The sequence below is a fragment of the Paenibacillus wuxiensis genome, from assembly GCF_040195695.1.
Classification (GTDB): domain Bacteria; phylum Bacillota; class Bacilli; order Paenibacillales; family Paenibacillaceae; genus Paenibacillus_B; species Paenibacillus_B suaedae.
Map to the genome: position 1 here is coordinate 282585 of NZ_JBEFZI010000002.1, position 23894 is coordinate 306478.

Here is a 23894-nt window from a genome sequence, read left to right on the forward strand (position 1 = left end):
ATCTCATGTCTCATGCTTTGGTTCGAGTGCCAACTTTACCATCCAACCGAGCACAACTAAAAAGGCAGTGGTTATCACAAACAATCCTAGATTCCCCAAGAGTGTGCTATTTGCTAATGTTTGATCTACTCCATATTCGGGCAGCGGCAAAGGAACTTTCGTAGTCTCCATTTCAAGTAAACTCCTTTCTTTTTAAACTGCAGTTACGGTTCCTGTTGCAGCTTGTGTTGAGGATGTACATATCCTTCATGGATCGTGTCATGACGTTCTTCACGTCTCGTGTCATGACGCAATTGTCGAATTAATCCGGAGATCGCCATGAAGAACAAAAACATATACGGGATACCTAAGAAAACAGCTATCGCCCGCACCCCATTCAGTGTCCCTGTAGCTACGTTGGCGAAGGCAACCATCGTGGTTATGACCGACCAGATCAACGTACGTGCTATTGGCGCGTTTTCTGGACCATTACTCGTCATAATACTCAGCGAGATCATCGAACTTGTCGCAGTCGTTGACAGGAACACAAGAATCAACACGATAAACAATATCCCGGTGAGTGTGAACAACGGCAGCCGCTGTAGAACCATAATGAACGATAGATATACATCGTCAGGATGATCCTGAATATATTGAATAATTGAGCCATCGCCAACAATCGCATTGAGGAAGCCTGTGCCACCAAATACGCTGAACCACACAATGAGGAACATCACTGGTGCTAATACGCCCCCAACAATAATTTGCCGAATCGTACGACCTTTAGAGATGCGGGCAATAAATATCCCTAGGAACGGTGTCCACGAAATCCACCAAATCAAAGTCGTATTCGGCCAATCGAAGAACCACCCTTTGTTTAGAAACGGTAAGGTCTCAAGACTAGTAGGCACGACGCCAAGGAACGTATTTTTGAACGTTTGTGAAATAAAGTTCATTAGAAACGGTGAGTTTCCTAACGCAAATACATAAACCAATATAGCGACCGCAACAACAACATTGATATCACCTAAAATTTTCATACCTTTGCCGATTGGCAATACGGCAGCTAACGTATAGATTGCGAAAATCGCCAGTAAAATGAAAACTGAATAGCCTAAGCCTTCATTGTTATAGCCAAAAACGGCAGAAACCGCATTTTTAACTTGGAATACACCAAGACCAATCGAGGCTGCCATCGTCAGCGCGGATGCACCGGCTGCCAAAATATTGGTGATGTTAGCTAATGACTTGCCCCACTTTTTATCCGAAAAACCTTCCGCAATCGGTGTCCCCGGCAGAAACTTTGCGCCAGGGGAATAAGCAAAATAGCCAATCACTAACCCTGATATCGTATAGATTGACCATGCTGGCAAGCCCCAAATAAACATCGTATATTTCATCGCGTTTTCAGCAGCGGCCACCGCATCTGCCCCAGATCTGATGCCACCAGCTGCTTGCAAATAGTGAACAAGCGGCTCAGCGACACCAAAGTTTACAAGACCGACACCAATCCCTGCGGTGAACAGCATTCCTAACCATGAGAAAGTGCTAAACTCAGGCTTCTCATCCTTCTTGCCTAGCTTGACATTCCCAAGCCTACTGAAGGCAAGTATTAAGCAAATTCCGATAATAATAAGCGGAATCATCATCGTAAACCAGCTAAAGGTGCCATGGTACTTATACACCCATCCCCATAACGTGTTCGTTAGATTTTCAGGATTAACGACCGCCCACACAGAAAAGATGCCAGTGAATACAATCGCCGACCAGAATGTTAATGAACTTTTGCCGCCACTCGGCATATAGGATGATGGGGAACCTTTTTCAGCCATATGTGAAATCTCCTATCTTATGTTGTAATAAGCGCTTCCCCTACATAATATTACCGTCTCACAATCCATAAATTCATCGGTCTCATAATCGAGCATACAGGTAATCACTTTCCTATTTAGAGGGATATGCACCAGGCTAAAAAGGCTCAGAAATGGTACCACATGTTTCAAGTTGGCTTTTACAAATAAAAATGGATATAAAAATGCTCATGATTGATTCAGGTATACCAGGGAATCAATCATGAGCTATCATCAAAACTATCAATTTACATGTTCGAAGGAGCGGGTTCACGGCGAATGTAGTTCTACAATATTTATCTAAGATGATTACTTGCAAATGCTAATATCTCATCAACAGCTAGTACATACCCACCCGATTCGCGGAAGGATTGTTGCATGTTTACAGCGGCTGTCTTGTAAGATGCGTGGCTTAACACATGGTCTGCGGCTTCGCGGATTTGCTCTGCAGTCAAGTCATCCATACGTAATGTAACACCCGCTCCAACTTTGGAGATTTGCTCGGCAATGACTGGCTGATCGGCACTTTGCGGGATAACAATGAGCGGAACTCCGTAATAGAGACCTTCATGAGCACTATTCATGCCACCATGTGTAATAAATAATTTCGTGTGTGGCAATAGATCGGTTTGTGGCACAACGTTTTTTACGATGAAGTTTGCAGGGATCCTACCTAAATCTGAAATTTGGACTTTATCACCGATCGACATGACAATCGTATGTTCCGTGTCTCCCAAAGTATCGATACAGAGCTTATAGAAATCAATCGCTTGGTTAAAGACAGTACCGAGTGAAATGTAAATGAGGCTTCTTCCTTCGATTGCCGTAAGGTCGAAGTCCGTTTGGCTGACCCGTGAAGATATGGATGGCCCAACAAATTGAAAGGAATGATCAAATGTTTCTCCTTCAGGTTGGAACTCCCTAGTCGTATACACGATGGTAAGTGGTGCTGGATTACAAAATACTTCATAAGGAGAATGGATCTCCACATGATAGGTTTCCTTTACCTTATCCGTCAGGCTTACAAATGTATCATGGATAGGCTTCGCGATCTCTGCAGGTACACTTGCATGGAACTGTTCCATCAAGCTTACGAAGGATGCCTCTGATTGTACAAAAGAAGTACAGGAATTGATTGCAGGCAGTTTCAACATGTGAGCTAGTATTCGTCCACAACCGAACATAGAATCATGCATGATGTAATCGAATTGCTCTCCCTTTATTTGTTCAAGTACGCTAGGTATGACGACATCTGCCGTAAGCAGCAAGCCGTTGATTCGTTCAAGTACATAATTTCGTCCACCTGAAATAAAGGCTTTGATGAATTTCTGATCATCAAATGTTCGTACGATAGCGCCTGTCTTCTCCAATCGCTCCCGGAATGCTTCTATGCAGAAGTATACGACCTCTTCTCCCCGTGAGATAAGCTCCTGTACGACCCCAATCGTGGGATTGATATGTCCCTCTGATCCCCCATTTATAAATAATACACGTGCCATTATCATCACTCCTAAACAATACGGGTTCGCTTACATTGTTCGCAAGTATCCACATGCCCTCGCTTGGATCAACTTGAAATTGTATTCGGGATCAAGTTTATCACAGTATACAAATAGTACAAATAATTTTTGTATAACCCCCGTAAATCTTCTCACTCGAGATGTAATTAGTGCAAATCCTATCATAAATGAGGATAAACAAAAACATGCTAGAGCAAAAAAACATCTCCCCAAGTGAATGGGGAGATGCTCATGTATTCATATTAATTAGTGAGTAATGGATGATTTCGGATATAACGTTGTTCCCCAAATCGAAACATTAATATCGCTAGCTAACGGAACGTTATATTCATCAACAACTGTTCTCCACCATTCCCAAGCAAGACCTGTGCATTCTCTTGCAAAAATTCTGATGTTCTTGGCATTAGGAGGAAGTGGGATTTCTGTTGAGAAATGAGCAGTTCTATCGCGCCAATTTCCATCCCAACTTTTACGAGTCACGATTTCTTGTCCATTTTCATCATATGAAAACTCGTCCCAATATACTTCAAACTGAGCTACATATGCACCACTATGGTCAAGCTTAATTTTACCCTTCGTATATTCCGTCGTTTTCGTCTCGATATACTCGGTATTGTTGTGAACGGCAGCGATGGAATTGTCTTTCAAGAAGACGCTTGTATATGAAATCGGGTAAGCTGGATTCTTGCTGCTGAATTCTGCATTGTCCTTGATTACGCTTTGGATAACATTGAAGTCTTTCGTGACAACTTGGTTATGGGTTTGCGCGTCGCCACCTAGTACAACGGCAGTAAATGAACTGTTTTCATAAATATCTTTGTACTGTCCGCTTGCCTGAATGCTAGGATTATTGAGCAATAATTTAAATGCCGTTTGTACATCATTGCTCTTGGAGGTCGTCTCCAATTTGACGTAAATGGTACGGCCATAAGCTACGTTTGATACCATCAACGGTGGAGTCTCGTTGCTAACCCCTTTACGGACTAGCTCGGCAAACGACACACTGTCATCAAACAGATCCGATGGATTGTTGGGCAGTCCTGCACTTACGGTATAGAAGATTTGCTTATAAGCAGCAACCATCACTTTTTTCTCGCCGTTTGCGACCGCATTAAAGTCGATTCCAAGCGTACCGTTAAGCACTTTAGCGTTCACATTCAGTGCACTGGAAATTTGATTTTGGCTGTAAACCATGGATTCAGCATACTGTAATCTAGCTGGCAGTGTATGCGTGCTGGAATACTTCTCGCCCCAAGTCGATACGAGCTGATCAATGGCACTAGATACGCTGCCGTAATTTGGATTTTGAACGGAAATTGTGTTCTCGTTCTTCAACCCAGGCAGATCAATGCTAATATCCATTGGCTTTCTCGCAGCCATAACCAGACTAGGCTGATTATCCGCAAAATCCTTATTTGCAAGCTGTATTGCACCTGGATAAGTACGATTTGTGATCGAATCAATGATTGAAATATCTACGGGTGACGTTGTAAGTGATTTTTTGTCTCGTTCAACCACGATGAATTTACCGTTGGACTGAATGCCTTCTTTGGGAACAAAACTACTGATTTGATCCCCTTGTACTGCCAAAACCTCATTGCGATTATAGTTCAGGCCTGCGATTCCAAGATCAATATCATTGGATTCGTTGGGTGCAGCGGAGGAAATACTCGCAAAAGTGAACACTTGCAAACTAACTAACAGACTTACGAGTACTTTCCTTCCTTTCACATAGTTTGATTTTTTCTTCATACAATTACCCCTCTTTATGTAAAATTGTAGTACTAATGTACTACATTAATTTTTTTATCGGTAATTTGGTATGAAATTTTTATATTTTTATTAAGAAATAATACGAAACTTCATAACTTTTATGACATGAATAAAATATTTTTAAGTCTAATTCGATTATTTAGAGTAATATTTTCAAATTATAGGACTTTTCTTTTTGATTCTATTATTGTATATGAAATCCTAAATTACTAAGAATATCCCATTTGTAGAAAGAGTGAAATAAAACACTCCCCTAAGCATTACATTAGGAGAGTGTCGATGAACCTGTTACATAAAAAGGCAGCCTCGAACCAATCAATTCCACGCATGAGAATGTGCCCTATTTCAAACCATAATTATGCGGCAACTCTAAATGGTGTATGAGCAAATTGACAGTAGCTTATGGAGGTGTAAAGTACGTGAACTGTAATGTTGGAAAAACGGAACAAGCGATTCGAATATCAGTTGGAGCTGCAATCATCTTTACGGGACTTTATTACAGAAAATGGTGGGGTTTAATTGGATTGGCTCCTATCATTACAGGCACAACTCGCTATTGTCCGGCGAATGCAGTTCTCGGCATACAAAATTGCAAAAAAGTGAAATAAATGCTTCCCTTCGCTTTACTATTTACCGTAATCCAATGATGATTGGGTGAAGTCTCCAATAATGAGTCTAAAACCTTAATAGGTTTTGGACTCCGCTTCATCCAATTTCTTCAGCCACTGTCATAATCCCGATTGATTCGGCGGATTGGCCTTGATATAGGAGATAAACGCGCGGGATGCATAAGAAAGATATTTATCCCGAGGATAAATGAGAGCCAGCTCCCAAGCGATTTCCGGTTGGGACACGGTAACGGCATGAATGGCAAGATGATGCAATCGGTTCGCCATCGATCGGGGAATCAATGATATTCCTAGTTGTGAAGCTACCATCTCGCAGCAGAAATCCCATAGAGAGGTCAAATGAGCCACCTTGGGTTCGAACCCAGCCTGCAAGCATGCTTGCTCAACTACATCATGAAGGGCAAATTCCTTGGTGAACAGAATGAAGGGCTCATTCTGCAATTCGGTCAAGCTGACGGATTTCCTTCCAGCCAGCCAGTGATGATTACTCACGATGACAACCAGTTCTTCCGTTAACAAGGAAACCGTTCGATACAGCTGCGTGTTCACCGGCAGCACCGTGACCCCAAAATCGATATTTCCTTGCTCCATCTGCATCTTTACTTGTTTCGCACTGTATTCTACCATTTGAATCTCAATCTTGGGATAGCTCTTCTTGAATCCGGAAATGATTTTTGGGAAAAGCAATGCGCTAATTGTAGGCATGATCCCCATTGTCACTTTTCCTCTTTGCACGTGAACCAGCTCATTTACGGAAGAAGATAAATCCTCTAGCATCTGCAAAATTTTTAAAGCTTTCTCGTTAACCAGCCTTCCTGTATCGGTGAGTACAACTTCCCTGTCGGAACGGTCAAGCAACATAACGCCCAATTCATCCTCGAGACTCTTGATCATCTTGCTGATGGACGGCTGAGAAACATACAACACCTGCGAAGCTTTTGTAAAATTTTTATGCTTGGCTACTTCTGCAAAATAATGAAGTTGTTTAATATCCATGTGATCCGGATCTTCCTCCTTCCCTTACAGGCAAAGTGGTATCCAAACCATTCATCCCTTGGCTCAAGATCATGATATGCCTGACACTCCAAAAACAGCACTTCGCGCCGTTAAACGCTTAGTGCTGTTCGAATATGCCGATGGATTAAACCGGATATACCGGGTGCTTGCGCTCTGTGAAGACGACAGCCTTTGATGAATAAGCTGCAAAACGGTTCACTAACTCGGTACGCAGCGAATTGGCGGGAATAATTCCGTCAATAATCATTTCGGAGGCTAATCGGTAAATATCAATGTCCTGCTTATATTCTTCACGCTTTTGTTCGATAAAAGAAGCCCTCTCGCTTTCAGGCAATTGAGCAATTTTATTGGCATAGACGGCATTGACTGCAGCCTCTGGCCCCATCACCGCGATTTGAGCTGTAGGCAGTGCGAGGCAACAATCCGGTTCAAATGCTGGACCAGCCATCGCATATAGACCCGCTCCGTACGCTTTGCGAACGATTACTGAAATTTTAGGCACGGTTGCTTCGGACATAGCTGAAATCATTTTCGCCCCATGGCGGATAATTCCTGCCCGCTCCACCTTTGTGCCGATCATAAAACCAGGGACGTCGGCAAGGAATAGAAGCGGGATATGAAATGCGTCGCAAAGAGTAATAAATCTGGCTGCCTTATCCGCTGAATCGAGGAACAGCACGCCACCCTTCACCCGTGGCTGATTGGCAATGATCCCGACCGGTTTGCCGTTCATTCGTGCCAGTCCTGTAATAAGCTCACCGGCAAACAGCTTCTTCATCTCAAAAAATGATCCCTCGTCGATAATACGGTCAATCAGATCAACCATATTGAACGGGGCATTCTGATTGGTCGGGATGAGCTCTTCCAATGATTTCTCAAAGAATGGTGGTGCCACTGGTTTCGCAACCGGCGGTTGTTCTGAAAAATGGGAGGGAAAGTAAGAGAGATATTGCCGCGCCATCAAAATGGCTTCTTCTTCATTCTTCGCCAGCACATCCCCACACCCTGAAATCGAACAGTGCATGTGCGCACCGCCCATCTCTTCTAGCGTAACCTTTTCTCCGATTACCATCTCCGCCATCCGCGGGGAACCGAGATACATGGATGCATTTCCATCTACCATAATCACGATATCACAAAATGCTGGAATGTAGGCTCCACCCGCAGCCGAAGGGCCAAACAGCAGGCAAATTTGAGGAATTTTGCCCGACAACTTGACCTGATTGTAAAAAATTCGGCCCGCTCCGCGTCTGCCAGGAAACATCTCGACCTGATCTGTAATTCGGGCACCTGCGGAATCCACGAGGTAAATTAACGGCACTCTCATTTTCTCAGCCGTCTCTTGGATTCGAATGATCTTCTCTACCGTACGCGATCCCCACGATCCGGCTTTTACCGTAGAATCATTGGCCATTACGCATACGATTCTTCCGTTCATTTTCCCAATTGCCGTAACGACGCCATCCGCCGGAAGATCTTCTGCGGCGCAGTTGGCGAACAGCGCATCCTCCAGCTCGAAACCCGGATCAAACAGTAGCTTTAGTCGGTCGCGAACAAATAACTTCCCTTTTTCCGCATTCTTTTGATGATAAGACGGATCCCCTCCTTCGAGGATTCGTGAAACACGTTTCTGCAGCTCCTCCGGATTGAATTCGATGGACATCCCCTATTCCTCCTTATCTGCGATATGCTTGTTACTCGCCCTTAAATATGGGAGGACGTTTATCTTTGAACGCCTGCAGTCCTTCCAAGCGATCCTTTGTCGGAATTGTGACTTCATATGCATGCTGCTCAATCGCAAGTCCAGTGTTCAGCTCCACTTCCAATCCCTTATCGATGGCGAATTTGGCCTGAGTCACAGCGATAGGAGCATTTCGAACAATACGGCCTGCTATTTCCAAGGCCTTATCGAGCAGGAATTCAGGCGGTGCCACAGCCTCTGCCAGTCCGATGTTCCTTGCTTCTTCGGCGTCGATTTTTCTTGCTGTGAAAATGAGCTCCTTCGCCCGCCCCTTCCCGATCAGCCTCGGCAGCCGCTGCGTTCCACCTGCGCCGGGAATAATCCCAAGTGAAGTCTCCGCAAGGGCGAATGCGGCTGTTGTGGAAGCAATCCGAATGTCACAGGCCAAGGCCAATTCCATTCCCCCGCCAATAGCAGCTCCGTTTACCGCGGCAATGACCGGCTGGGGCAAGGCTTCTACATCATTGATGGTCTCTCGAATGAAAGATACCGTTCTACGTACTTGGCTCATGTCCATCCCTGCGCGTTCTTTTAAATCAGCACCTGCGCAAAAGGTTTTCTCTCCAGCGCCTGTGATGATAATACAGCGAACAGCCCGATCCAATTTACATACATTTGCCGCATCACGCAATTGTTCGAGCATCTTGATGGATAACGCATTGGCAGCTTCCGGCCGGTTCAACGTGATGAGCAAAATTCCATTTCCCATATTGGAGACCAGTACGGCTTTTTCCATGATCGCCCCTCCTTCCTAGCACCGAATCATTCTCCTACATCATGTACCTGCTCATACGTTCGAGCTGCTGACCTGAAGATTCCGGCTCGGCAAGGTTCTTCCGATCTTCTCCTGAATATAACGCGCCGCGGAGAGAAGTTTTTCCTGATTTATCTCCGTCTGAATTCCCATTGAATCCAGCATGAATAGCAAGTCCTCCGAAGCGACATTGCCGGAGGCTCCAGGTGCATACGGGCACCCGCCCAACCCTCCGACAGAAGCATCGAATGTTGTAATCCCCATATTCATGGACACCAGAATATTAGCCAGCGCCGTTCCACGCGTATCGTGGAAATGCAGAGCCAGTTTCTCGGCATCAAAACGCTTGAGCATCATTTCCAATACATCTTCTACCTGCTTCGGATTTGCAATGCCTATCGTATCCCCTAGAGATAATTCGCCAATCCCCATTTCGAACAACGTTTCCGATACACGGATGACCTCGTCGATAGAGATAGGCCCTTCATAGGGGCAGCCAAAAACCGTTGACACGTAACCGCGGACTGGCTTCCCAGCGGAATGAGCTGCTTGCACGACTTCGTGCAGAATGGGAAACGTAGCGTTTATTGACTTGTTGATATTTCTTTGATTGTGGGTCTCACTGGCAGACATAAAGACGGCCACCTCATCTACATCGGTCTCAAGTGCTCGGTCTAGGCCCTGCCGATTCGGAACGAGTGCCGAATACGTAATGCCAGGCATCCGCTCAATCCCTTTGGCAACTTCAGCGGCATCTGCCAGTGCTGGAATCCACTTCGGATTTACAAATGAAGTGATTTCTAAGGATGTGATTCCGGTACGGGACAATTGGTTGATCCAAGCGATTTTATCCGCTGTTGCAACAAAGACCTTCTCATTTTGCAATCCGTCCCTTGGACCAACCTCTTTGATCGTCACTCTCGCCGGCCAGTTCATCTCCTCCAACCCCCAGCATCTGTTTAATGCAGCTCGATCAACAAATCTCCTTCATCAACAAAGTCGCCTTCGCTCACGTTGACCTTGTTTACCGTTCCTCCGGTGCCAGACGTAATCGAGATCTCCATTTTCATCGATTCCAACACGACTACATTTTGTCCTGCCTCGACTTGATCCCCAGGCTTGACAAGAATCTTGTATACATTCCCCGCCATAACCGCCACGATTTTGCTCATCTGAATAACCTCCTTTTTTACGAATAGCCTTACGGTAACTCGCCGAGGCCTTATCCGATCAAGTTATGTCTGCTCCAGTACATATTTCGCAACAAAGCCTGTTGTTGTCTCGCCTGAACGGAATGCTGGATGCGCAATGACTTCTTGCAGCATTGGAATGTTGGTCTTGATGCCTTCAACCTGATAATCGGCCAGCGCCTGTTGAAGTCGGTTAATCGCTTCATTGCGATCCTTCCCTGCGACGATGAGCTTTGCAATCATCGGATCATAGAAGGGAGTGACTACAGAACCGTCATGTACAGCCAGCTCATGGCGAATTCCGTCTCCTTCAGGGATAGCGAACTTCGTAATGATTCCTGGTGATGGGAAGAACGTCTTCGGATCTTCCGCATATATCCGTACTTCAATCGCATGGCCTTCGCGTTTCACATCAGATTGACCGAAGTTCAAGGAATGTCCTGCCGCAATTCGCAGCTGCTCCGCAACCAGGTCCAAGCCGGTAATCTCTTCTGTGATCGTATGCTCCACCTGCAGACGAGTATTCATTTCAAGAAAGTAGAAATTTTTATGCTCGTCGACTAAAAATTCGATGGTTCCGGCATTCCGGTATCCGATGGATTTAGCGGCTCTAACCGCCGCTTCTCCCATTTTTTCTCGTGTGAGTTCATCTAAAAAGGTTGAAGGAGCTTCTTCCACGACTTTTTGATGACGCCGTTGTATCGAACATTCCCGCTCCCACAAGTAGACGGTATTTCCCTGGGCGTCCGCTAAAATCTGAATTTCGATATGCCGCGGATTTTCTACAACCTTCTCCAGATACATGGCCCCATCTCCGAAGAAATTAGAGGCACGCTTCTGGTTCCCTTCAAATGCTTGCTTCATCTCCGCTTCGTTATTCACGATTTGCATGCCGATGCCGCCACCACCGGCTGAGGCTTTCAGCATAACCGGATAGCCGATTCGGCCGGCTGCCTGTGCTGCTTCTTCCGAATCCGCTAATGCACAGGAAATGCCGGGAACAACAGGCACGCCTGCCTGTTCCATGCTGTTTCGGGCTTCAATTTTACTGCCCATGCGGGCGATGACATCTGATGATGGGCCGATGAATACAATACCCGCTTCCTCACAACGGCGTGCAAATTCTGCATTTTCCGAAAGTAACCCGTATCCGGGGTGAATCGCATCCGCTTGTGAAAGCTGGGCGATTTCTAAAATCTTGTCGATTTTTAAATAGCTATCTGTTACTTTGGGATTTCCGACCTCGTAGGCCTCATCTGCCATTTTGACATGCGGAGCTTCCTTATCCACTTTCGAGTAGATGCTGACGGTGGCAATGCCCAGCGCTTTGCAAGTGCGGATCACTCGAGCCGCAATTTCGCCTCGGTTGGCGATTAGAATCTTTTTGAACATAGAACCAATCCCCTTTAACAACCGATCTGGCGTGCAATGACCATTCGTTGCACTTCCGAAGTTCCTTCCCCGATCTCAAGCAGCTTGGCATCCCGAAAGAATCGTTCAACCTGGTATTCCTTCATATATCCATAACCGCCATGGATTTGTACGGCTTGATCGCATGCTTTCATGCATATTTCCGATGCAAATAATTTGGCCATCGCCGCTTCCTTCTTGAACTTCCTGCCTTTATCTTTAAGCCATGCCGCTTTATACACCATCGTGCGTGCGAGTTCAATATGCATGGCCATGTCGGCCAGCTTGAATTGGATCGCTTGAAAGGAGGATAAGCTTTGGCCGAATTGTTTTCTTTCTTTGGCATATTGAAGCGATTTTTCGTAAGCCCCCTGAGCAATTCCGACCGCCATCGCACCGATACCGATTCGGCCTCCGTCAAGCGTAGCTAAAAATTGCTTGTATCCATGCCCTTCTTTCCCTAGAAGATTTTCTTTGGGAACGGTTACATCTTGTAAAATTAATTCCGTTGTATTTGATGAATGAAGCCCCATTTTTTCATAATTGTTAATGACCGTAAATCCTGGCGCATCTGTAGACACGATAAATGCACTGATTCCATTCGTCCCTTTAGTGCGATCCGTAACGGCTGTGAGGGACAGGTTTTTGGCATAGCTTGCATTGGTAATAAAGCATTTGGAGCCGGAAATGATCCACTGATCCCCATTCAGCTTCGCTGTCGTTTGGGTTCCGCCTGCATCCGATCCTGCATTTGGTTCCGTCAGCCCGAACGCGCCCATGTATTCTCCTGTACATAAAGGGGTTAAGTATTTTTCCTTTTGCTCATGTGTTCCGAATAAATGGATGGGTGCCCCGCCTAAAGAAATATGGGCGGAATAGGTAATGCCCGTGGAAGCACAGACCCGGCTTAATTCTTCTACAGTGATAGCGAAGCTTATGGTATCCGCTCCGCCGCCGCCATATTGTTCGGGAAAAGGCAGGCCCATGACGCCCAGCTTCGTTAATTTTTCGAAAACATCCTTCGGAAATTGCTTCGTACGATCCCGTTCATCCGCGCCTGGGGCAACCTCGCCCTCCGAAAAATCGCGCATCATTTTTTTGATCAACGCTTGTTCCTCGGTTAAATCAAACTGCATGAATTCATCGCTCCCTTTTAATATAGTCCGATGTCCGTGCCGTAGCTTTCAATCTTTTGCTTGACTCTCTTCAAGAAGCGGCCGCACACAAGACCGTCCAAAACCCGGTGATCCAAGGAAAGACAAATGTTCATCATATCGCGAACGGCAATCATGTTATTAATGACGATCGGGCGTTTGACGATGGCTTCCATACTTAGAATGGCTACCTGCGGTGGATTGATGATCGGGGCTGAAAGTACGGAGCCGAAGGAGCCTGTGTTATTCACGGTAAACGTTCCGCCAGTTAGATCCGCCTGCGTTAATTTGCCTTCTCTCGTTTTCGTGACCATTTCGTCTATCGCTTTGGCTAGACCGAAAATGCTTTTTTGGTCGGCGTCCTTAATTACAGGAACGAATAAGGCATTCTCGGTAGCAACGGCAATCGAGATATGAACCGCTTTTTTGGCGATGATGTGATTGTCTGTCCACTGCGAATTTAAAATAGGGAATTCCTTCAGCGTCTCTGCTACTGACTTAATAAAGAATGGCAAATAAGTAAGCTGGAGTCCTTCTTTTTTCTTAAATTCCTCTTTAATCTGGCTGCGATAACTAACCAAATTCGTGACATCACATTCCACCATAAGCCATGCGTGCGGAATTTCCTGCTTGCTTTGTACCATTCGCTTGGCTATGCTTTTGCGGATGCCGGTAACTGGGATCTTCTCGTCGGCTTGATGAATGGTAGAATGGTCAGCAGATAAGGCATCAAATGATTCGGACGGTAACGCAATATCGGGAACTGATGCTGCCGCTTGTGATAATGACTGAGATGGAGATTCGATTTGCTGAGCTGGGGAGTCTTCAGACTGTTTCTTTCCTTGGACGAGTTGCAAGATGTCTCTTCGGGTGATGCGTCCCGCAGTGCCCGAACCCTCTATACAGGAAAGATCCAGGTTGTAGTCTTGCGCCAGTTTGAGTACGGCCGGCGAATAGCGCTGCTGCTTGGCTGATTGCATAGTTGAATCATCGGTCTCCTCGTTTGGGGCGGCGGCAGCTGGTTTGGATTCAATTGGCGTGCCTGTTTGTTTTTCCTCCTCAATACAGCAGAGCAGCGTTCCTACTGCTACCGTTTCATCTTCTCGAACGACAATTTCGGTTATCGTGCCACTAAATGAAGAAGGAACCTCCGCATTCACTTTATCTGTCAGCACTTCGCATACAGGATCGTATTTATTGACTTTATCCCCGACGTTGACGAGCCACTTGGAGATGGTTCCTTCCGTTACGCTTTCGCCTAACTGGGGCATGACGATTTTCTTAGCCATATTCTCCTCCCGTCGGCTCACAATTCGGCCAATTCTTTCATGGCCTGATATACTTTATCCGGGTTGAGCATGAAGAACTTTTCCATTGGCAAGCTGTAAGGCATAGCGGGGACATCCGGACTGCAGAGACGTTTGATTGGCGCGTCCAATTCATAAAGGCATTCTTCTGCGATGACAGCAGCTACTTCCGCTCCAACGCCGCCCTCTTTGTTGTCTTCATGAACAATGAGCACTTTGCCGGTTTTGCGAGCAGCCTCTACAATAGCTTCCTTGTCCAGAGGATAGAGGGTACGTAAATCCAGAATGTGAGCGCTGTATCCATCTTTAGAAAGCTGCTCTGCCGCTTTTATCGCAAAATGCAAAGAAAGTCCGTAAGAAATAACCGTGATGTCTTCCCCTTGCCGCTTAATATCAGCCTTCCCGATCGGGACCGTATAATCCGAGTCTGGAACTTCTCCCTTGATCGATCGATAGCATCGCTTATGTTCGAAGAAAAGAACAGGATCTTCATCGCGGATGGCCGCCTTTAGCAGGCCTTTGGCATCATACGGTGTGGAAGGCGTGACCACTTTTAGACCAGGAATACAGCAAAACATCGCTTCTACGCTTTGCGAATGATAGAGGGCTCCACGAACTCCTCCGCCATAAGGGGCACGGATGACCAAGGGACAGTTCCAATCTCCGTTGGAGCGGTATCTCATTTTGGCTGCTTCATTCACAATTTGGTTGACGGCAGGCATGATATACTCGGCGAACTGAATTTCTGCAACAGGCCTCATTCCATGAGCGGCTGCTCCAATCGATACGCCAGCAATGGCTGCTTCCGATAGCGGCGTGTCGATAACCCGCTGTTCCCCGAATTCTTCCTGGAATCCCTGTGTAACCCGAAATACGCCCCCACGCACTCCGACGTCTTCTCCTAATATAAATACCCTGCTATCTCGCTGCATTTCCTCTCGAAGAGCTTGGGACACTGCTTCAAGATAAGAAATTACGGCCATTTCTCCTCACTCCCCCTATTCTGCATAAACGTGCTTAAGGGCATCTTCCGGAGCTGAATCCGGGGCATTCTCCGCATATTCCGTGGCCTCATCGACCTTCATGCGTAACCGGTCATGGATCTCCATGTCTTTATGTTCATCTAATAGCCCCGATGCTTTCAGATAATTGCTGAAGGTTATGAGCGGATCCCGCTTCTTGGCTTCTTCCACTTCTTCACGGGAACGATAGGTTCGATCATCATCGTCGCTTGAATGCGGGACTAAACGATAGAGCACCGTCTCGATAAGCGTTGGCCCTTCACCTCTTCTTGCCCGATCGGCCGCCTCTTTTGTGACTTTGTATACTTCTAATAGATCATTTCCATCCACACTGATGCCGGGAAACCCATATCCCTTTGCTCGATCCGCGATGCTTTCGCAAGCCGCCTGCTTGGAGAACGGAACCGATATGGCGTACTTGTTGTTCTCACACATGAAAATGACAGGCAGCTTGTGCACCCCAGCATAGTTAGCCGCTTCGTGAAACTCCCCTTGGTTGCTGCCACCGTCCCCGAAGGCCGTTAATGCAACTAGCCTTTTTCCTTGCATTTTTCCAGATAAAGCGATTCCAACTGCGTGCGGAATTTGGCTCGACACGACACTAGAGCCCGAAAGAATATTCCGGCTTTTGCTCCCGTAATGACCTGGCATTTGGCGTCCGCCGCTCGTTGGATCTTCTGCCTTGGCGAAAGCGGAAAGCATTAATTCCTGTGCTGTCAGCCCGAAAGCAACGACCATACCCATGTCCCGATAATAGGGACACAGAAAATCTCTCGTTTGATCCAGTGCATATGCCGCCCCTACCTGAGCTGCTTCATGACCTTGGCAGGAAACGAGAAAAGGGATCTTTCCTGCACGATTGAGCAGCCACATCCGTTCATCTACTTTTCGCGCCAGAACCATATGCTGATACATGTCAAGAACCTGCTGATCTGATAACCCCAGTGCTTGGTGCCGGTTCTGGACTTGACCAAATTCGGTGTTATTCATATCGTATCCCTCCGACAATTGTGCCGCTGCATACTGCGGTTTCCTTTATTTTATTAACCATCGTTCCAATCGTGAAATACATATAGTGCATAGTAACGATGCAAAAAAAATATAGCTACTTGATTTGGTTGTGGGCTCACCTTATTCACGCCATACACTTTTTCTAATCGGTTACATAGGCTAATGGAAAGAAGCATCTTGGAGGGTTATTATGAGGTATCGTTGTCCCTTATGCGGTAATTGGCGAACTGATCATACGATCATCGATGAATGGAGTGAGGTGATTCCCCCACCAGCCCCAGAGTTAAAAGCGGTCTCCATTGATCCGACAAGTACTGCACTCCTCATCTTGGATATGGAAGATTCGATATGTAACAATCCACGCTGTGTTGCATCCATTCCTAGAATTAATTACTTATTGACGGAAGCACGCAAGACAGGGATGTTAGTTGTCTATAGTCTCACACATACAGGAAATGCTTCAGATATTACTCAACTCCTGCGCCCTACGCTGAACGAGCCAATTGTGAAATCAAACGTAGATAAATTCTATAACACGGAATTAGAGCAGATTTTGCAGAGGAATCATATTCGAACGGTTATTGTAACGGGTTACGCGGCAAATGGGGCTGTTCTCCACACAGCTACTGCTGCTGCATTCCGTGGGTGTGATGTAGTAGTTCCAGTCGACGGAATGTCTGCTGCCAATCCGTATGCTGAACAATACACAGCATGGCATATGCTGAATAGTCCGGGAACACGGAACCGAGCTGTATTATCGAATACGGATTTGATCCTACTCTAGAAATGTATGTTCGACAGGAACCATGTGAAAATAAAAACACAGCGCCTTTGTCGGCGCTGTGCGTTTTTAGTCTGATACGATGAGGTGCCACCATAATAGATCGCCTTTTATAAGGGAATGGACAGCAAAGGTATCACTGGAGAGCATTCATTGTAACTTTAGCAGCCTCTGCAATCAGTTCGTTATGATAGGCAGCATCTTTCTTATCGCGGCTGGATAGAACTGCAATGATAATAGGTGCTCGATTTGGTGGCCATACGATGGCGATATCGTTTCGTGTTCCGTAGCCTCCTGCTCCTGATTTATCGGCAACATCCCAATCCTTTGGTACGCCAGCGCGAATGAGCTTGTCTCCGGTAGCATTTCCTCGAATCCAATCTGTTAAAAGTTTGCGTTTATCGAGCGGGAGCGCATTTCCGAGTGTGAAAGCCTTCAGATCATCAGCAAGCGCTTGAGGTGTGCTTGTATCGCGGATGTCCCCAGGAGCAGCCTCGTTTAATTCTGTTTCATAACGATCCGCGTGAGTAACTTGATCGCCAATCTGTCTCAGCGCTTTTTCGAATCCTTTCGGTCCATTTAGTTCTTTAAGAAAAAGGTTGGCTGCCGTATTATCACTGAAACGAACAGCAGCCTCTGCAAGTTCTTCAAGTGTCATCCCTGTATCTACATGCTTTTCCGTGACCGGTGAATATTCAACAAGATCATCTTTGGTATATGTAATCACTTTATCAAGCTGCTCAATTGAGTTTTTCTGCAGCAGAACGCCTGCAGCCAGTGCCTTGAAGGTAGACGCATAAGCAAACCGTTCATTTGAACGATAAGTGATTGTCTGGTTCGTGCCCGTATCGATCGCATAAACGCCCAGTCGAGCATCATACTTTTTCTCAAGTTGAACGAATTGTTGATGAACTTGATTTACAGGCTTAAGTTGTTGCTCATTTTTGTCTTTTGCTTCTGCATGTAAGGATACTCCAGTAAACAAGTTGATATTTGCAAGAGACAAAGTTAGTATTCCGACGAACAGCGCTATTTTTCGTATCCTGGTATGTTTCAAAAAGATCCTTCCTTCCCTAGCTTGTTTCAATACGTTTTCACTACATTGATCGTGTATCGTATTGATTATAAAATGTGTAGTTATTACCAGTTTAACAAGCGTTATCTAGAATTACAAATCTAGCTGCTAAAAACGTGCAGTTGAGATTGGTAGAGGCTCATTTGGCCACGACTTCAATCGGGGCTTGCGATACCTTCAGACTCAATTGCTTGTTTGAACTATCAGCATACAGCTTTTCGCATGATTGCTAGATGACAGTGTCAATAAGGAACGTTTCCAGCTTCTAAAACGTAATATCCTTCGTTAAGAAAGTAATCTTTCATAATTTCTCGTAAAATATGCTCGTCTTCTACAATTAATATTGATTTACTCATGGTTGATCCCCCAATTACATGAAAAATCCCCCCTTTTTATGGGGGGGCTGCGTACATAAATATCATCACCAACATGTGGGTGTTATAAACGGTTATCCTTTTGGAAGTTAAGACGAAAATGCTCTTCATCCCGGTACACTGCAAACTCATATCCTTTTTCTTTATAAAATTCAATGATTTCCGGTAGTACCTGCAAGGTTTGCGGCTTCTCATGCATAAGGACAACTTCCAAATCTTCAGTCGTTTGTTCTTTTACATTTTCAACAATCTTATTTGGGTTATCTTTTAACTTCCAATCATACGAGTCAATCGTCCAATCCCATATTTTAATACCAGCATCTGCGATTTGATCACGAATTTGTTCTTCTTTCAAGCCGGGAGCTGAACCATATGGAGGACGTGTCAATTTCGGATTTGTACCGGTAATATTGCGGATCAAATGTAATGTTTCTAGCATTTCGGGGACAAATTGTTTATTGTCATATAATTTGATAGCATCATGCGTCATACTATGGGCTCCAACATAGTGACCTTCTTCTACGGCTCTTTTGACGTTATCTTGAGACCCCGTATTTTTTAGATTACTTCCTTGCATGAAAAAGGTTGTTTTTACATTGTATTCTTGTAATACATCTAGAAATTGCCCTGTTAATGAACTTGGTCCATCGTCAAAAGTAAGGTAGACTACCTTTCCCTTCGGTTTACCGTCTGACTGTTTTTGCTGTGCTGGCTGTGTGAAAGGTCTCTTATCTTGCTGTTGAACAGCGCTTTGGCTGACATCTCTGACCCTTTCAGCTGCAGTAGAGGATAGTTTTCCAATATTAAAAAATATAAGAAAAGATACTACTAGGACGATCCCTACTAAAAAACCTGCTTTCATTGTCGAGCGCTTATTACTTCTGCCGTGTCGTGATGATCTCATGTTATCGATCCTTTCTCTGTCATTCACTTGTTGAGATGAATACATTCATGTCTATTTCTTCTTTTTACAAGTGATAGATTAATGTAGAAAGATAAAGATAAGATGCAGATCATGTCGATAATATTTAAAGAATAGACTGTACATTTATATTTATCGTGTAATGAGGTCAGTCAACTAATTGGTTACTTCTTCTTCGATTAACGAGGCTTGAGAACGAAGCCCGATGTCAAAAATCCCCCTGCAGCAACACGCGCGGTGTCACCGACAGGGGGAACGATTAATTCTCCAATGGAATAAGATTAGTATTTCGTTGTCGGTTCCTTCACTTGATCGAAGACGATGATACCGTCGAACTGTTCCCTTGGAACGAATCGCATTGACATCGGCTCAATAATCTCGGATGTCATGCCATCCTCCGCTGCATAGATCGGCTTGAACATCCATGAATTGCTCTGCTTCGGGGACTTATGTTTGGATAGATCGGCAAATGCAATTTTGTACCCGCTACGCATCATCAACTCTTCCAGACTTCCCTTCGGCATTGGCTTTATATCGAAGAGCTTCTGCGTCGTAATGGTGCTTGCCCTGCCGCTGTTCATATAGAGCCCGACCACATAAGCTTTATCCTTCAGCTTCTTATGAAGCAGTTCTCCCATGCTGGTGAAGCTGCCGATCCATTTTCCTTGCTCTTTGGTCTGAATCTTAGATGTATTCTTCGCTAAATGATCGTTATGTGCCCATAGAATCACTTTTTTGCCGGGATACATCACCTTCATTAGCCATTCGACGTTGTCAGCCATAATACGGTCACGGAATTCATAGCTTTTCTTCGTATCGTACATCCCCATCTCGATGAATTTTACTCGATCTTCGAGCGTCTTGATCGCAATATCCACCATATGCGGGTTGGCTGGGTAAGCTGCGGCGAGTTCTTTCTTGTTTGTTTGGATGAATTCGATCAGCGCCTTATATTTCGGTTCATATGTATCCTTTACTTTCTTAACCTCCGCCTTCGCCTCTGGGTGGCCATCCTCCATGCCATATTCGTTAAGTACCTTATACAAATCCGTCATTGCTTGCATCTCGAAGTTGAAATATTGCTGACCTTGATCCTTGTCCACCTTGGCAATCCAACCGGCAATAAACTGTGTGAGATAGCCCGAAGTGAATTGCATGTCATAACCTGCGAGATGGAGCGGGTTCTTGGTTCCCTGCTGTTTCTTGATGTATTCGAATAGATTCAGCGTCTCCTTGGAGTGCCAAATTGGGAATATCGATTGCTGCATCATCTCTTTCGGGGTCAAGTTGCGAGCATTCTCGTTTGTCATGAAGGCATCCCCAAGTCCGGATTCAAATGCAATCACGTCAAACCCCAGCTCTTCGTGCAAATACTTAATCAATCTTGTCTTCATGCTGCTGTATTCCGCAACACGGTGGAAGTTCTCACCGAGACTGACGACCGTCTTATCCTTCAAGATCGGCTTCAGAAACTCTAAATCTTTATAATTCGATGACGTTGTCGATGTAATCTCCCGTATATTTTCCTTCACTCCGTCACTCTTTTGCGCTGCCGCTGAGGCATTGAACAGGGATAGAACGAGCGTAAACGCCATACCTAGAGCTATCAATCCTTTTAATCGTTGTACTGCTTGCATGATGAAAATACTCCTCCTTAGAAATCCATTCTCGCTACTCTTTTGTTTGCAAAGACATCGTAACAGCGAATTCTAAGGAAAGTATAAAGATAGAATACAATTCTAGTTATTTTCCGTCCGTATACCCCATTCAGTGATTAGGAGTATGTGGAAGGTTATGTTTCAATTCGCGTCTGACCGCCAAATAATGCGATGGAGAATCACCGAATGCGCGGCGGAACATCGCAATAAAGCTGCTCGGAGTTCCATAGCCAAGCGCATCAGCTACCATCCCTACAGAATCCCCTTGCGCCAGCATTTCCAGTGCAAGGGTGAGACGAGCCTGTTGGCGCCACTGCGCAAACGTCAGCCCGGTTTCTGCCAATATCAAGCGTCGCAATGTACGTGGAGATAATGCTGCCCAAACGGCCCATTCGTTAAGTGTACGATTATCTTCGGGCTGCTGAAGGATCGCGTCCGTTATACGCAAAAGGCGCGGATCAACCGGTAAGGGCAAATGTAATGGCTCAAGTGGAGCGAGTTTAATCTCATCGAGCAAAACCGCTATTATTCTTTCTTGATTAGGTTCGAGGATTTCTTGATCCCTCCAAGACACCGTTCGCTGCACAAGCGCACGCATGAGCTCACTTACATTGATAACACACGGAGTATATGATAAGTCCTTGCTAATTTCAGGTGTAAGCAGTAAGCTCCAGCCGCTCATGGCTCCGCTAACTGTGACCTTATGCGCTATATTCGGTGGAATCCACCCTGCACGGCGAGGAGGCAGCAGCCAGGAACCGGTTGGTGTTCGCACATGGATTAGCCCGCTTTCCACACAAAAAAACTGTCCTCGCCGATGACTGTGCCAATCGTATTCACGTGTTCCAAGCCGGAAAGGGTTGTCAGAATCATCATTGCCCCAAAAAGCAATTAATGAAGGCCCTTCCAGCCAATCACTCTTATCTACCTCTTCTGTGGTCATTTTGCAACGCCCCTTTTTTTGGCCATTTCTCGTTATTTTTTGTCCAATTAGCGTTATCGTACATCGTTGATCCTATTCTAAAATAAGGAACAGACCAATGTCTAATGATTGATTTCAACCAGCACATTTTTTGGAGGGATCTCGATGTTATCTAAATCTGTAAATTTGTCTGCCCCAAGCGGATCGTCATTGCTGAAAAAAGGCATTCCCGCATGGATCGCCGCATTAGTTGCTTGTTTATGCGCCTTTATGGTCGTCATGGACAGTTCGATTGTAAATGTTGCTTTGCCGGCCATGCAAACGGATCTGGGTCTTTCTGTTGCTGAACAGCAATGGGTAATTGATGCTTATCTGCTGACATTAGGCGGTTTTATGCTGCTTGCGGCACGTGCCAGCGACATTTATGGCAGAAGAGCAATACTTCAGTCTGGACTTATCTTATTTACTTTAGCCAGCCTCGCCGGCGGACTTGCAACAACAGGCCCCATGTTATTAGCGGCACGTGCCATACAAGGACTGGGAGGCTCAGTGCTCGCCACATCTACATTAACTGTAATCGTTGCAGCATATCCGAGAGGTGCCAAGCAAGATCGGGCGATATCGTTATGGGCAGCCTCTTCTTCTATTGCATCTGCGTTCGGAGTAGTGATTGGCGGTGTTCTAACGAGCGTAATCAACTGGCGTTGGGTAATGTTTGTCAACGTTCCGATCGGGGTTGTGCTCAGCGGTATGGTTGCCATTTGCCTGCTTCCACAGTCGAAAGAAAATAACCCCGCCAAGCTGGATATACCAGGAGCTGTTACAATTACGCTTGCCCTGACGGCCTTTATTTTTGGAATCACACAGACGCTTGAACTGGGTTGGAAATCTCCAGTTGTTCTGTGCTCGTTAGCCGGTGCGCTTGTGCTATTGCTGGTGTTCATCGCTATTGAAAAAAACACAGCTGCACCTTTAATACGTCTAAGCATTTTCCGCCACTGGAATGTACGGATTGGCATTTTCATGGTACTCGGACTTGGTGGAGCTCTAACAGCCAACGTGTTATTTTCATCCCTAAGCTTACAGCAAATCAGCGGATACAGTCCGCTGCAAACGGGATTAGCGCTGCTGCCTATGGCGGCCATGCTTGCTATTACTTCGATTATATCCCGTCCACTTCGTGCCGCCGGATTTAAAAGGCTTCCTTTTCTGGGTGGTCTCTTGGCCGCTGCAGGATTTGTCTGGTTCAATTGGCTGCCAGCTCAACCCCACTATATTTCTGAGTTCTTGTTTCCAAGTTTGCTTGTTGGATGTGGACTAGGATTGATGTTAATGACCGCCATCCAAGCTGTGCTTGCGGGCATTCCGGCACAGGACACAGGCCTTGCTTCCGGTTTGCAAAATACAGCCCGTCAACTTGGCGGGGCACTTGGTATAGCCATACTAGTGACACTCTCTCATTCTATGACGACTCTACATGCAGAGTCTGGGAGTACAGCCGTAGTGGCGCAGCTAGCCGGTTACCATAGTGCATTCCTTGCGGCAGGCGTAATCTGCGGCATGTCCGCCCTGATATCGTTATTACTTCGTAGTAATTGAGCCGATTGATAGTGAATACATCGCTGGTAAGCCGCAAGGAATAATCCTCGCGGCTTTGACTTTCATAGTAATGAGTCATACCGTTCCTTCAGTACATTCACATGATGCAGCTCATGCCCCACAATCGTATATGCAAGCGCACGCACTCATTATAAATCGGAGATTATGGTGGAATTTTGCTAAAGAGTTGATTTGTAGCGATATTG

21 protein-coding genes and 1 pseudogene are annotated in these 23894 nt (G+C 45.6%); 3 read left to right on the forward strand and 19 right to left on the reverse strand.

Annotated features, from left to right (window positions below; translation table 11 throughout):
- Positions 1–3: 3 nt before the first annotated feature.
- The 4 genes from ABN764_RS04600 to alv all read right to left on the reverse strand — a co-directional run bounded on the left by ABN764_RS04600 (position 4) and on the right by alv (position 5101).
- A complete protein-coding gene (locus ABN764_RS04600; protein WP_174810504.1) occupies positions 4–171 on the reverse strand; it encodes a hypothetical protein in 168 nt (55 codons plus the stop codon).
- Positions 172–203: 32 nt separating this feature from the next.
- Positions 204–1811, reverse strand: a complete 1608-nt coding sequence (locus tag ABN764_RS04605) for a BCCT family transporter (RefSeq protein WP_446671078.1) — start codon at positions 1809–1811, stop codon at positions 204–206.
- Between the two features lie 314 nt (positions 1812–2125).
- The gene (locus ABN764_RS04610) at positions 2126–3328 is read right to left on the reverse strand and encodes a macrolide family glycosyltransferase (protein ID WP_446671079.1); all 1203 of its coding nucleotides are present in this window, start codon (positions 3326–3328) and stop codon (positions 2126–2128) included.
- Positions 3329–3595: 267 nt separating this feature from the next.
- Entirely contained in the window at positions 3596–5101 is a 1506-nt protein-coding gene (gene alv, locus ABN764_RS04615; protein ID WP_021253403.1) for a cholesterol-dependent cytolysin alveolysin, read from the reverse strand.
- Positions 5102–5541: 440 nt separating this feature from the next.
- Here alv and ABN764_RS04620 point away from each other — a divergent pair, with 440 nt between their 5' ends.
- On the forward strand, positions 5542–5730 hold the full coding sequence (locus ABN764_RS04620) for a YgaP family membrane protein (protein ID WP_021253404.1): 189 nt from the start codon (positions 5542–5544) through the stop codon (positions 5728–5730).
- Between the two features lie 120 nt (positions 5731–5850).
- On the opposite strand, the gene ABN764_RS04625 is transcribed toward ABN764_RS04620, so the two are convergent.
- From ABN764_RS04625 to ABN764_RS04670, 10 genes are all read right to left on the reverse strand, one after another.
- A complete protein-coding gene (locus ABN764_RS04625) occupies positions 5851–6747 on the reverse strand; it encodes a LysR family transcriptional regulator (protein ID WP_446671080.1) in 897 nt (298 codons plus the stop codon).
- 145 nt (positions 6748–6892) lie between these two features.
- A complete protein-coding gene (locus ABN764_RS04630; protein ID WP_174809518.1) occupies positions 6893–8431 on the reverse strand; it encodes an acyl-CoA carboxylase subunit beta in 1539 nt (512 codons plus the stop codon).
- Between the two features lie 31 nt (positions 8432–8462).
- Positions 8463–9245, reverse strand: coding sequence for an enoyl-CoA hydratase (locus ABN764_RS04635; RefSeq protein ID WP_446671081.1), 783 nt, complete (start codon positions 9243–9245; stop codon positions 8463–8465).
- A gap of 51 nt (positions 9246–9296) precedes the next feature.
- A complete protein-coding gene (locus ABN764_RS04640; RefSeq protein ID WP_446671082.1) occupies positions 9297–10199 on the reverse strand; it encodes a hydroxymethylglutaryl-CoA lyase in 903 nt (300 codons plus the stop codon).
- Between the two features lie 23 nt (positions 10200–10222).
- Complete coding sequence (locus ABN764_RS04645; protein ID WP_446671083.1) at positions 10223–10435, reverse strand: acetyl-CoA carboxylase biotin carboxyl carrier protein subunit; 213 nt, start codon at positions 10433–10435, stop codon at positions 10223–10225.
- A 63-nt stretch (positions 10436–10498) separates the two neighbouring features.
- Positions 10499–11845, reverse strand: a complete 1347-nt coding sequence (locus tag ABN764_RS04650; protein WP_446671084.1) for an acetyl-CoA carboxylase biotin carboxylase subunit — start codon at positions 11843–11845, stop codon at positions 10499–10501.
- A 14-nt stretch (positions 11846–11859) separates the two neighbouring features.
- Positions 11860–12999, reverse strand: a complete 1140-nt coding sequence (locus ABN764_RS04655) for an acyl-CoA dehydrogenase (protein WP_446671085.1) — start codon at positions 12997–12999, stop codon at positions 11860–11862.
- Positions 13000–13016: 17 nt separating this feature from the next.
- Positions 13017–14306 carry a dihydrolipoamide acetyltransferase family protein gene (locus ABN764_RS04660; RefSeq protein ID WP_446671086.1) on the reverse strand — a complete coding sequence of 430 codons (1290 nt, stop codon included), beginning with the start codon at positions 14304–14306 and terminating at the stop codon, positions 13017–13019.
- A gap of 17 nt (positions 14307–14323) precedes the next feature.
- The gene (locus ABN764_RS04665) at positions 14324–15307 is read right to left on the reverse strand and encodes an alpha-ketoacid dehydrogenase subunit beta (RefSeq protein ID WP_446671087.1); all 984 of its coding nucleotides are present in this window, start codon (positions 15305–15307) and stop codon (positions 14324–14326) included.
- Positions 15308–15322: 15 nt separating this feature from the next.
- Positions 15323–16336, reverse strand: coding sequence for a thiamine pyrophosphate-dependent dehydrogenase E1 component subunit alpha (locus ABN764_RS04670; protein ID WP_446671088.1), 1014 nt, complete (start codon positions 16334–16336; stop codon positions 15323–15325).
- A 211-nt stretch (positions 16337–16547) separates the two neighbouring features.
- Here ABN764_RS04670 and ABN764_RS04675 point away from each other — a divergent pair, with 211 nt between their 5' ends.
- Complete coding sequence (locus tag ABN764_RS04675; RefSeq protein WP_446671089.1) at positions 16548–17141, forward strand: cysteine hydrolase family protein; 594 nt, start codon at positions 16548–16550, stop codon at positions 17139–17141.
- Between the two features lie 133 nt (positions 17142–17274).
- On the opposite strand, the gene bla is transcribed toward ABN764_RS04675, so the two are convergent.
- The 5 genes and pseudogenes from bla to ABN764_RS04700 form a co-directional block, all read right to left on the reverse strand.
- Entirely contained in the window at positions 17275–18201 is a 927-nt protein-coding gene (bla, locus tag ABN764_RS04680; protein WP_446671335.1) for a class A beta-lactamase, read from the reverse strand.
- 272 nt (positions 18202–18473) lie between these two features.
- Positions 18474–18569, reverse strand: a pseudogene (locus ABN764_RS04685) (DNA-binding response regulator); the annotation flags it as partial.
- Positions 18570–18651: 82 nt separating this feature from the next.
- Complete coding sequence (locus ABN764_RS04690; protein WP_446671090.1) at positions 18652–19491, reverse strand: polysaccharide deacetylase family protein; 840 nt, start codon at positions 19489–19491, stop codon at positions 18652–18654.
- A 299-nt stretch (positions 19492–19790) separates the two neighbouring features.
- The gene (locus ABN764_RS04695; RefSeq protein WP_446671091.1) at positions 19791–21146 is read right to left on the reverse strand and encodes an erythromycin esterase family protein; all 1356 of its coding nucleotides are present in this window, start codon (positions 21144–21146) and stop codon (positions 19791–19793) included.
- A 130-nt stretch (positions 21147–21276) separates the two neighbouring features.
- Positions 21277–22110: an AraC family transcriptional regulator gene (locus tag ABN764_RS04700; protein WP_446671092.1), complete on the reverse strand. Its 834-nt coding sequence runs from the start codon at positions 22108–22110 to the stop codon at positions 21277–21279.
- A gap of 144 nt (positions 22111–22254) precedes the next feature.
- On the opposite strand from ABN764_RS04700, the gene ABN764_RS04705 reads away from it, so the two are divergent.
- On the forward strand, positions 22255–23688 hold the full coding sequence (locus tag ABN764_RS04705) for an MFS transporter (protein WP_446671093.1): 1434 nt from the start codon (positions 22255–22257) through the stop codon (positions 23686–23688).
- Positions 23689–23894 lie beyond the last annotated feature (206 nt).

Bases quoted from the DNA above. Each gene is read 5' to 3' on its own strand.
- ABN764_RS04600 (WP_174810504.1), bottom strand. From the start codon at position 171: ATGGAGACTACGAAAGTTCCTTTGCCGCTGCCCGAATATGGAGTAGAT.
- ABN764_RS04605 (WP_446671078.1), bottom strand. From the start codon at position 1,811: ATGGCTGAAAAAGGTTCCCCATCATCCTATATGCCGAGTGGCGGCAAA.
- ABN764_RS04610 (WP_446671079.1), bottom strand. From the start codon at position 3,328: ATGGCACGTGTATTATTTATAAATGGGGGATCAGAGGGACATATCAAT.
- alv (WP_021253403.1), bottom strand. From the start codon at position 5,101: ATGAAGAAAAAATCAAACTATGTGAAAGGAAGGAAAGTACTCGTAAGT.
- ABN764_RS04625 (WP_446671080.1), bottom strand. From the start codon at position 6,747: ATGGATATTAAACAACTTCATTATTTTGCAGAAGTAGCCAAGCATAAA.
- ABN764_RS04630 (WP_174809518.1), bottom strand. From the start codon at position 8,431: ATGTCCATCGAATTCAATCCGGAGGAGCTGCAGAAACGTGTTTCACGA.
- ABN764_RS04635 (WP_446671081.1), bottom strand. From the start codon at position 9,245: ATGGAAAAAGCCGTACTGGTCTCCAATATGGGAAATGGAATTTTGCTC.
- ABN764_RS04640 (WP_446671082.1), bottom strand. From the start codon at position 10,199: ATGAACTGGCCGGCGAGAGTGACGATCAAAGAGGTTGGTCCAAGGGAC.
- ABN764_RS04645 (WP_446671083.1), bottom strand. From the start codon at position 10,435: ATGAGCAAAATCGTGGCGGTTATGGCGGGGAATGTATACAAGATTCTT.
- ABN764_RS04650 (WP_446671084.1), bottom strand. From the start codon at position 11,845: ATGTTCAAAAAGATTCTAATCGCCAACCGAGGCGAAATTGCGGCTCGA.
- ABN764_RS04655 (WP_446671085.1), bottom strand. From the start codon at position 12,999: ATGCAGTTTGATTTAACCGAGGAACAAGCGTTGATCAAAAAAATGATG.
- ABN764_RS04660 (WP_446671086.1), bottom strand. From the start codon at position 14,306: ATGGCTAAGAAAATCGTCATGCCCCAGTTAGGCGAAAGCGTAACGGAA.
- ABN764_RS04665 (WP_446671087.1), bottom strand. From the start codon at position 15,307: ATGGCCGTAATTTCTTATCTTGAAGCAGTGTCCCAAGCTCTTCGAGAG.
- ABN764_RS04670 (WP_446671088.1), bottom strand. From the start codon at position 16,336: ATGAATAACACCGAATTTGGTCAAGTCCAGAACCGGCACCAAGCACTG.
- ABN764_RS04675 (WP_446671089.1), top strand. From the start codon at position 16,548: ATGAGGTATCGTTGTCCCTTATGCGGTAATTGGCGAACTGATCATACG.
- ABN764_RS04690 (WP_446671090.1), bottom strand. From the start codon at position 19,491: ATGAGATCATCACGACACGGCAGAAGTAATAAGCGCTCGACAATGAAA.
- ABN764_RS04695 (WP_446671091.1), bottom strand. From the start codon at position 21,146: ATGCAAGCAGTACAACGATTAAAAGGATTGATAGCTCTAGGTATGGCG.
- ABN764_RS04700 (WP_446671092.1), bottom strand. From the start codon at position 22,110: ATGACCACAGAAGAGGTAGATAAGAGTGATTGGCTGGAAGGGCCTTCA.
- ABN764_RS04705 (WP_446671093.1), top strand. From the start codon at position 22,255: ATGTTATCTAAATCTGTAAATTTGTCTGCCCCAAGCGGATCGTCATTG.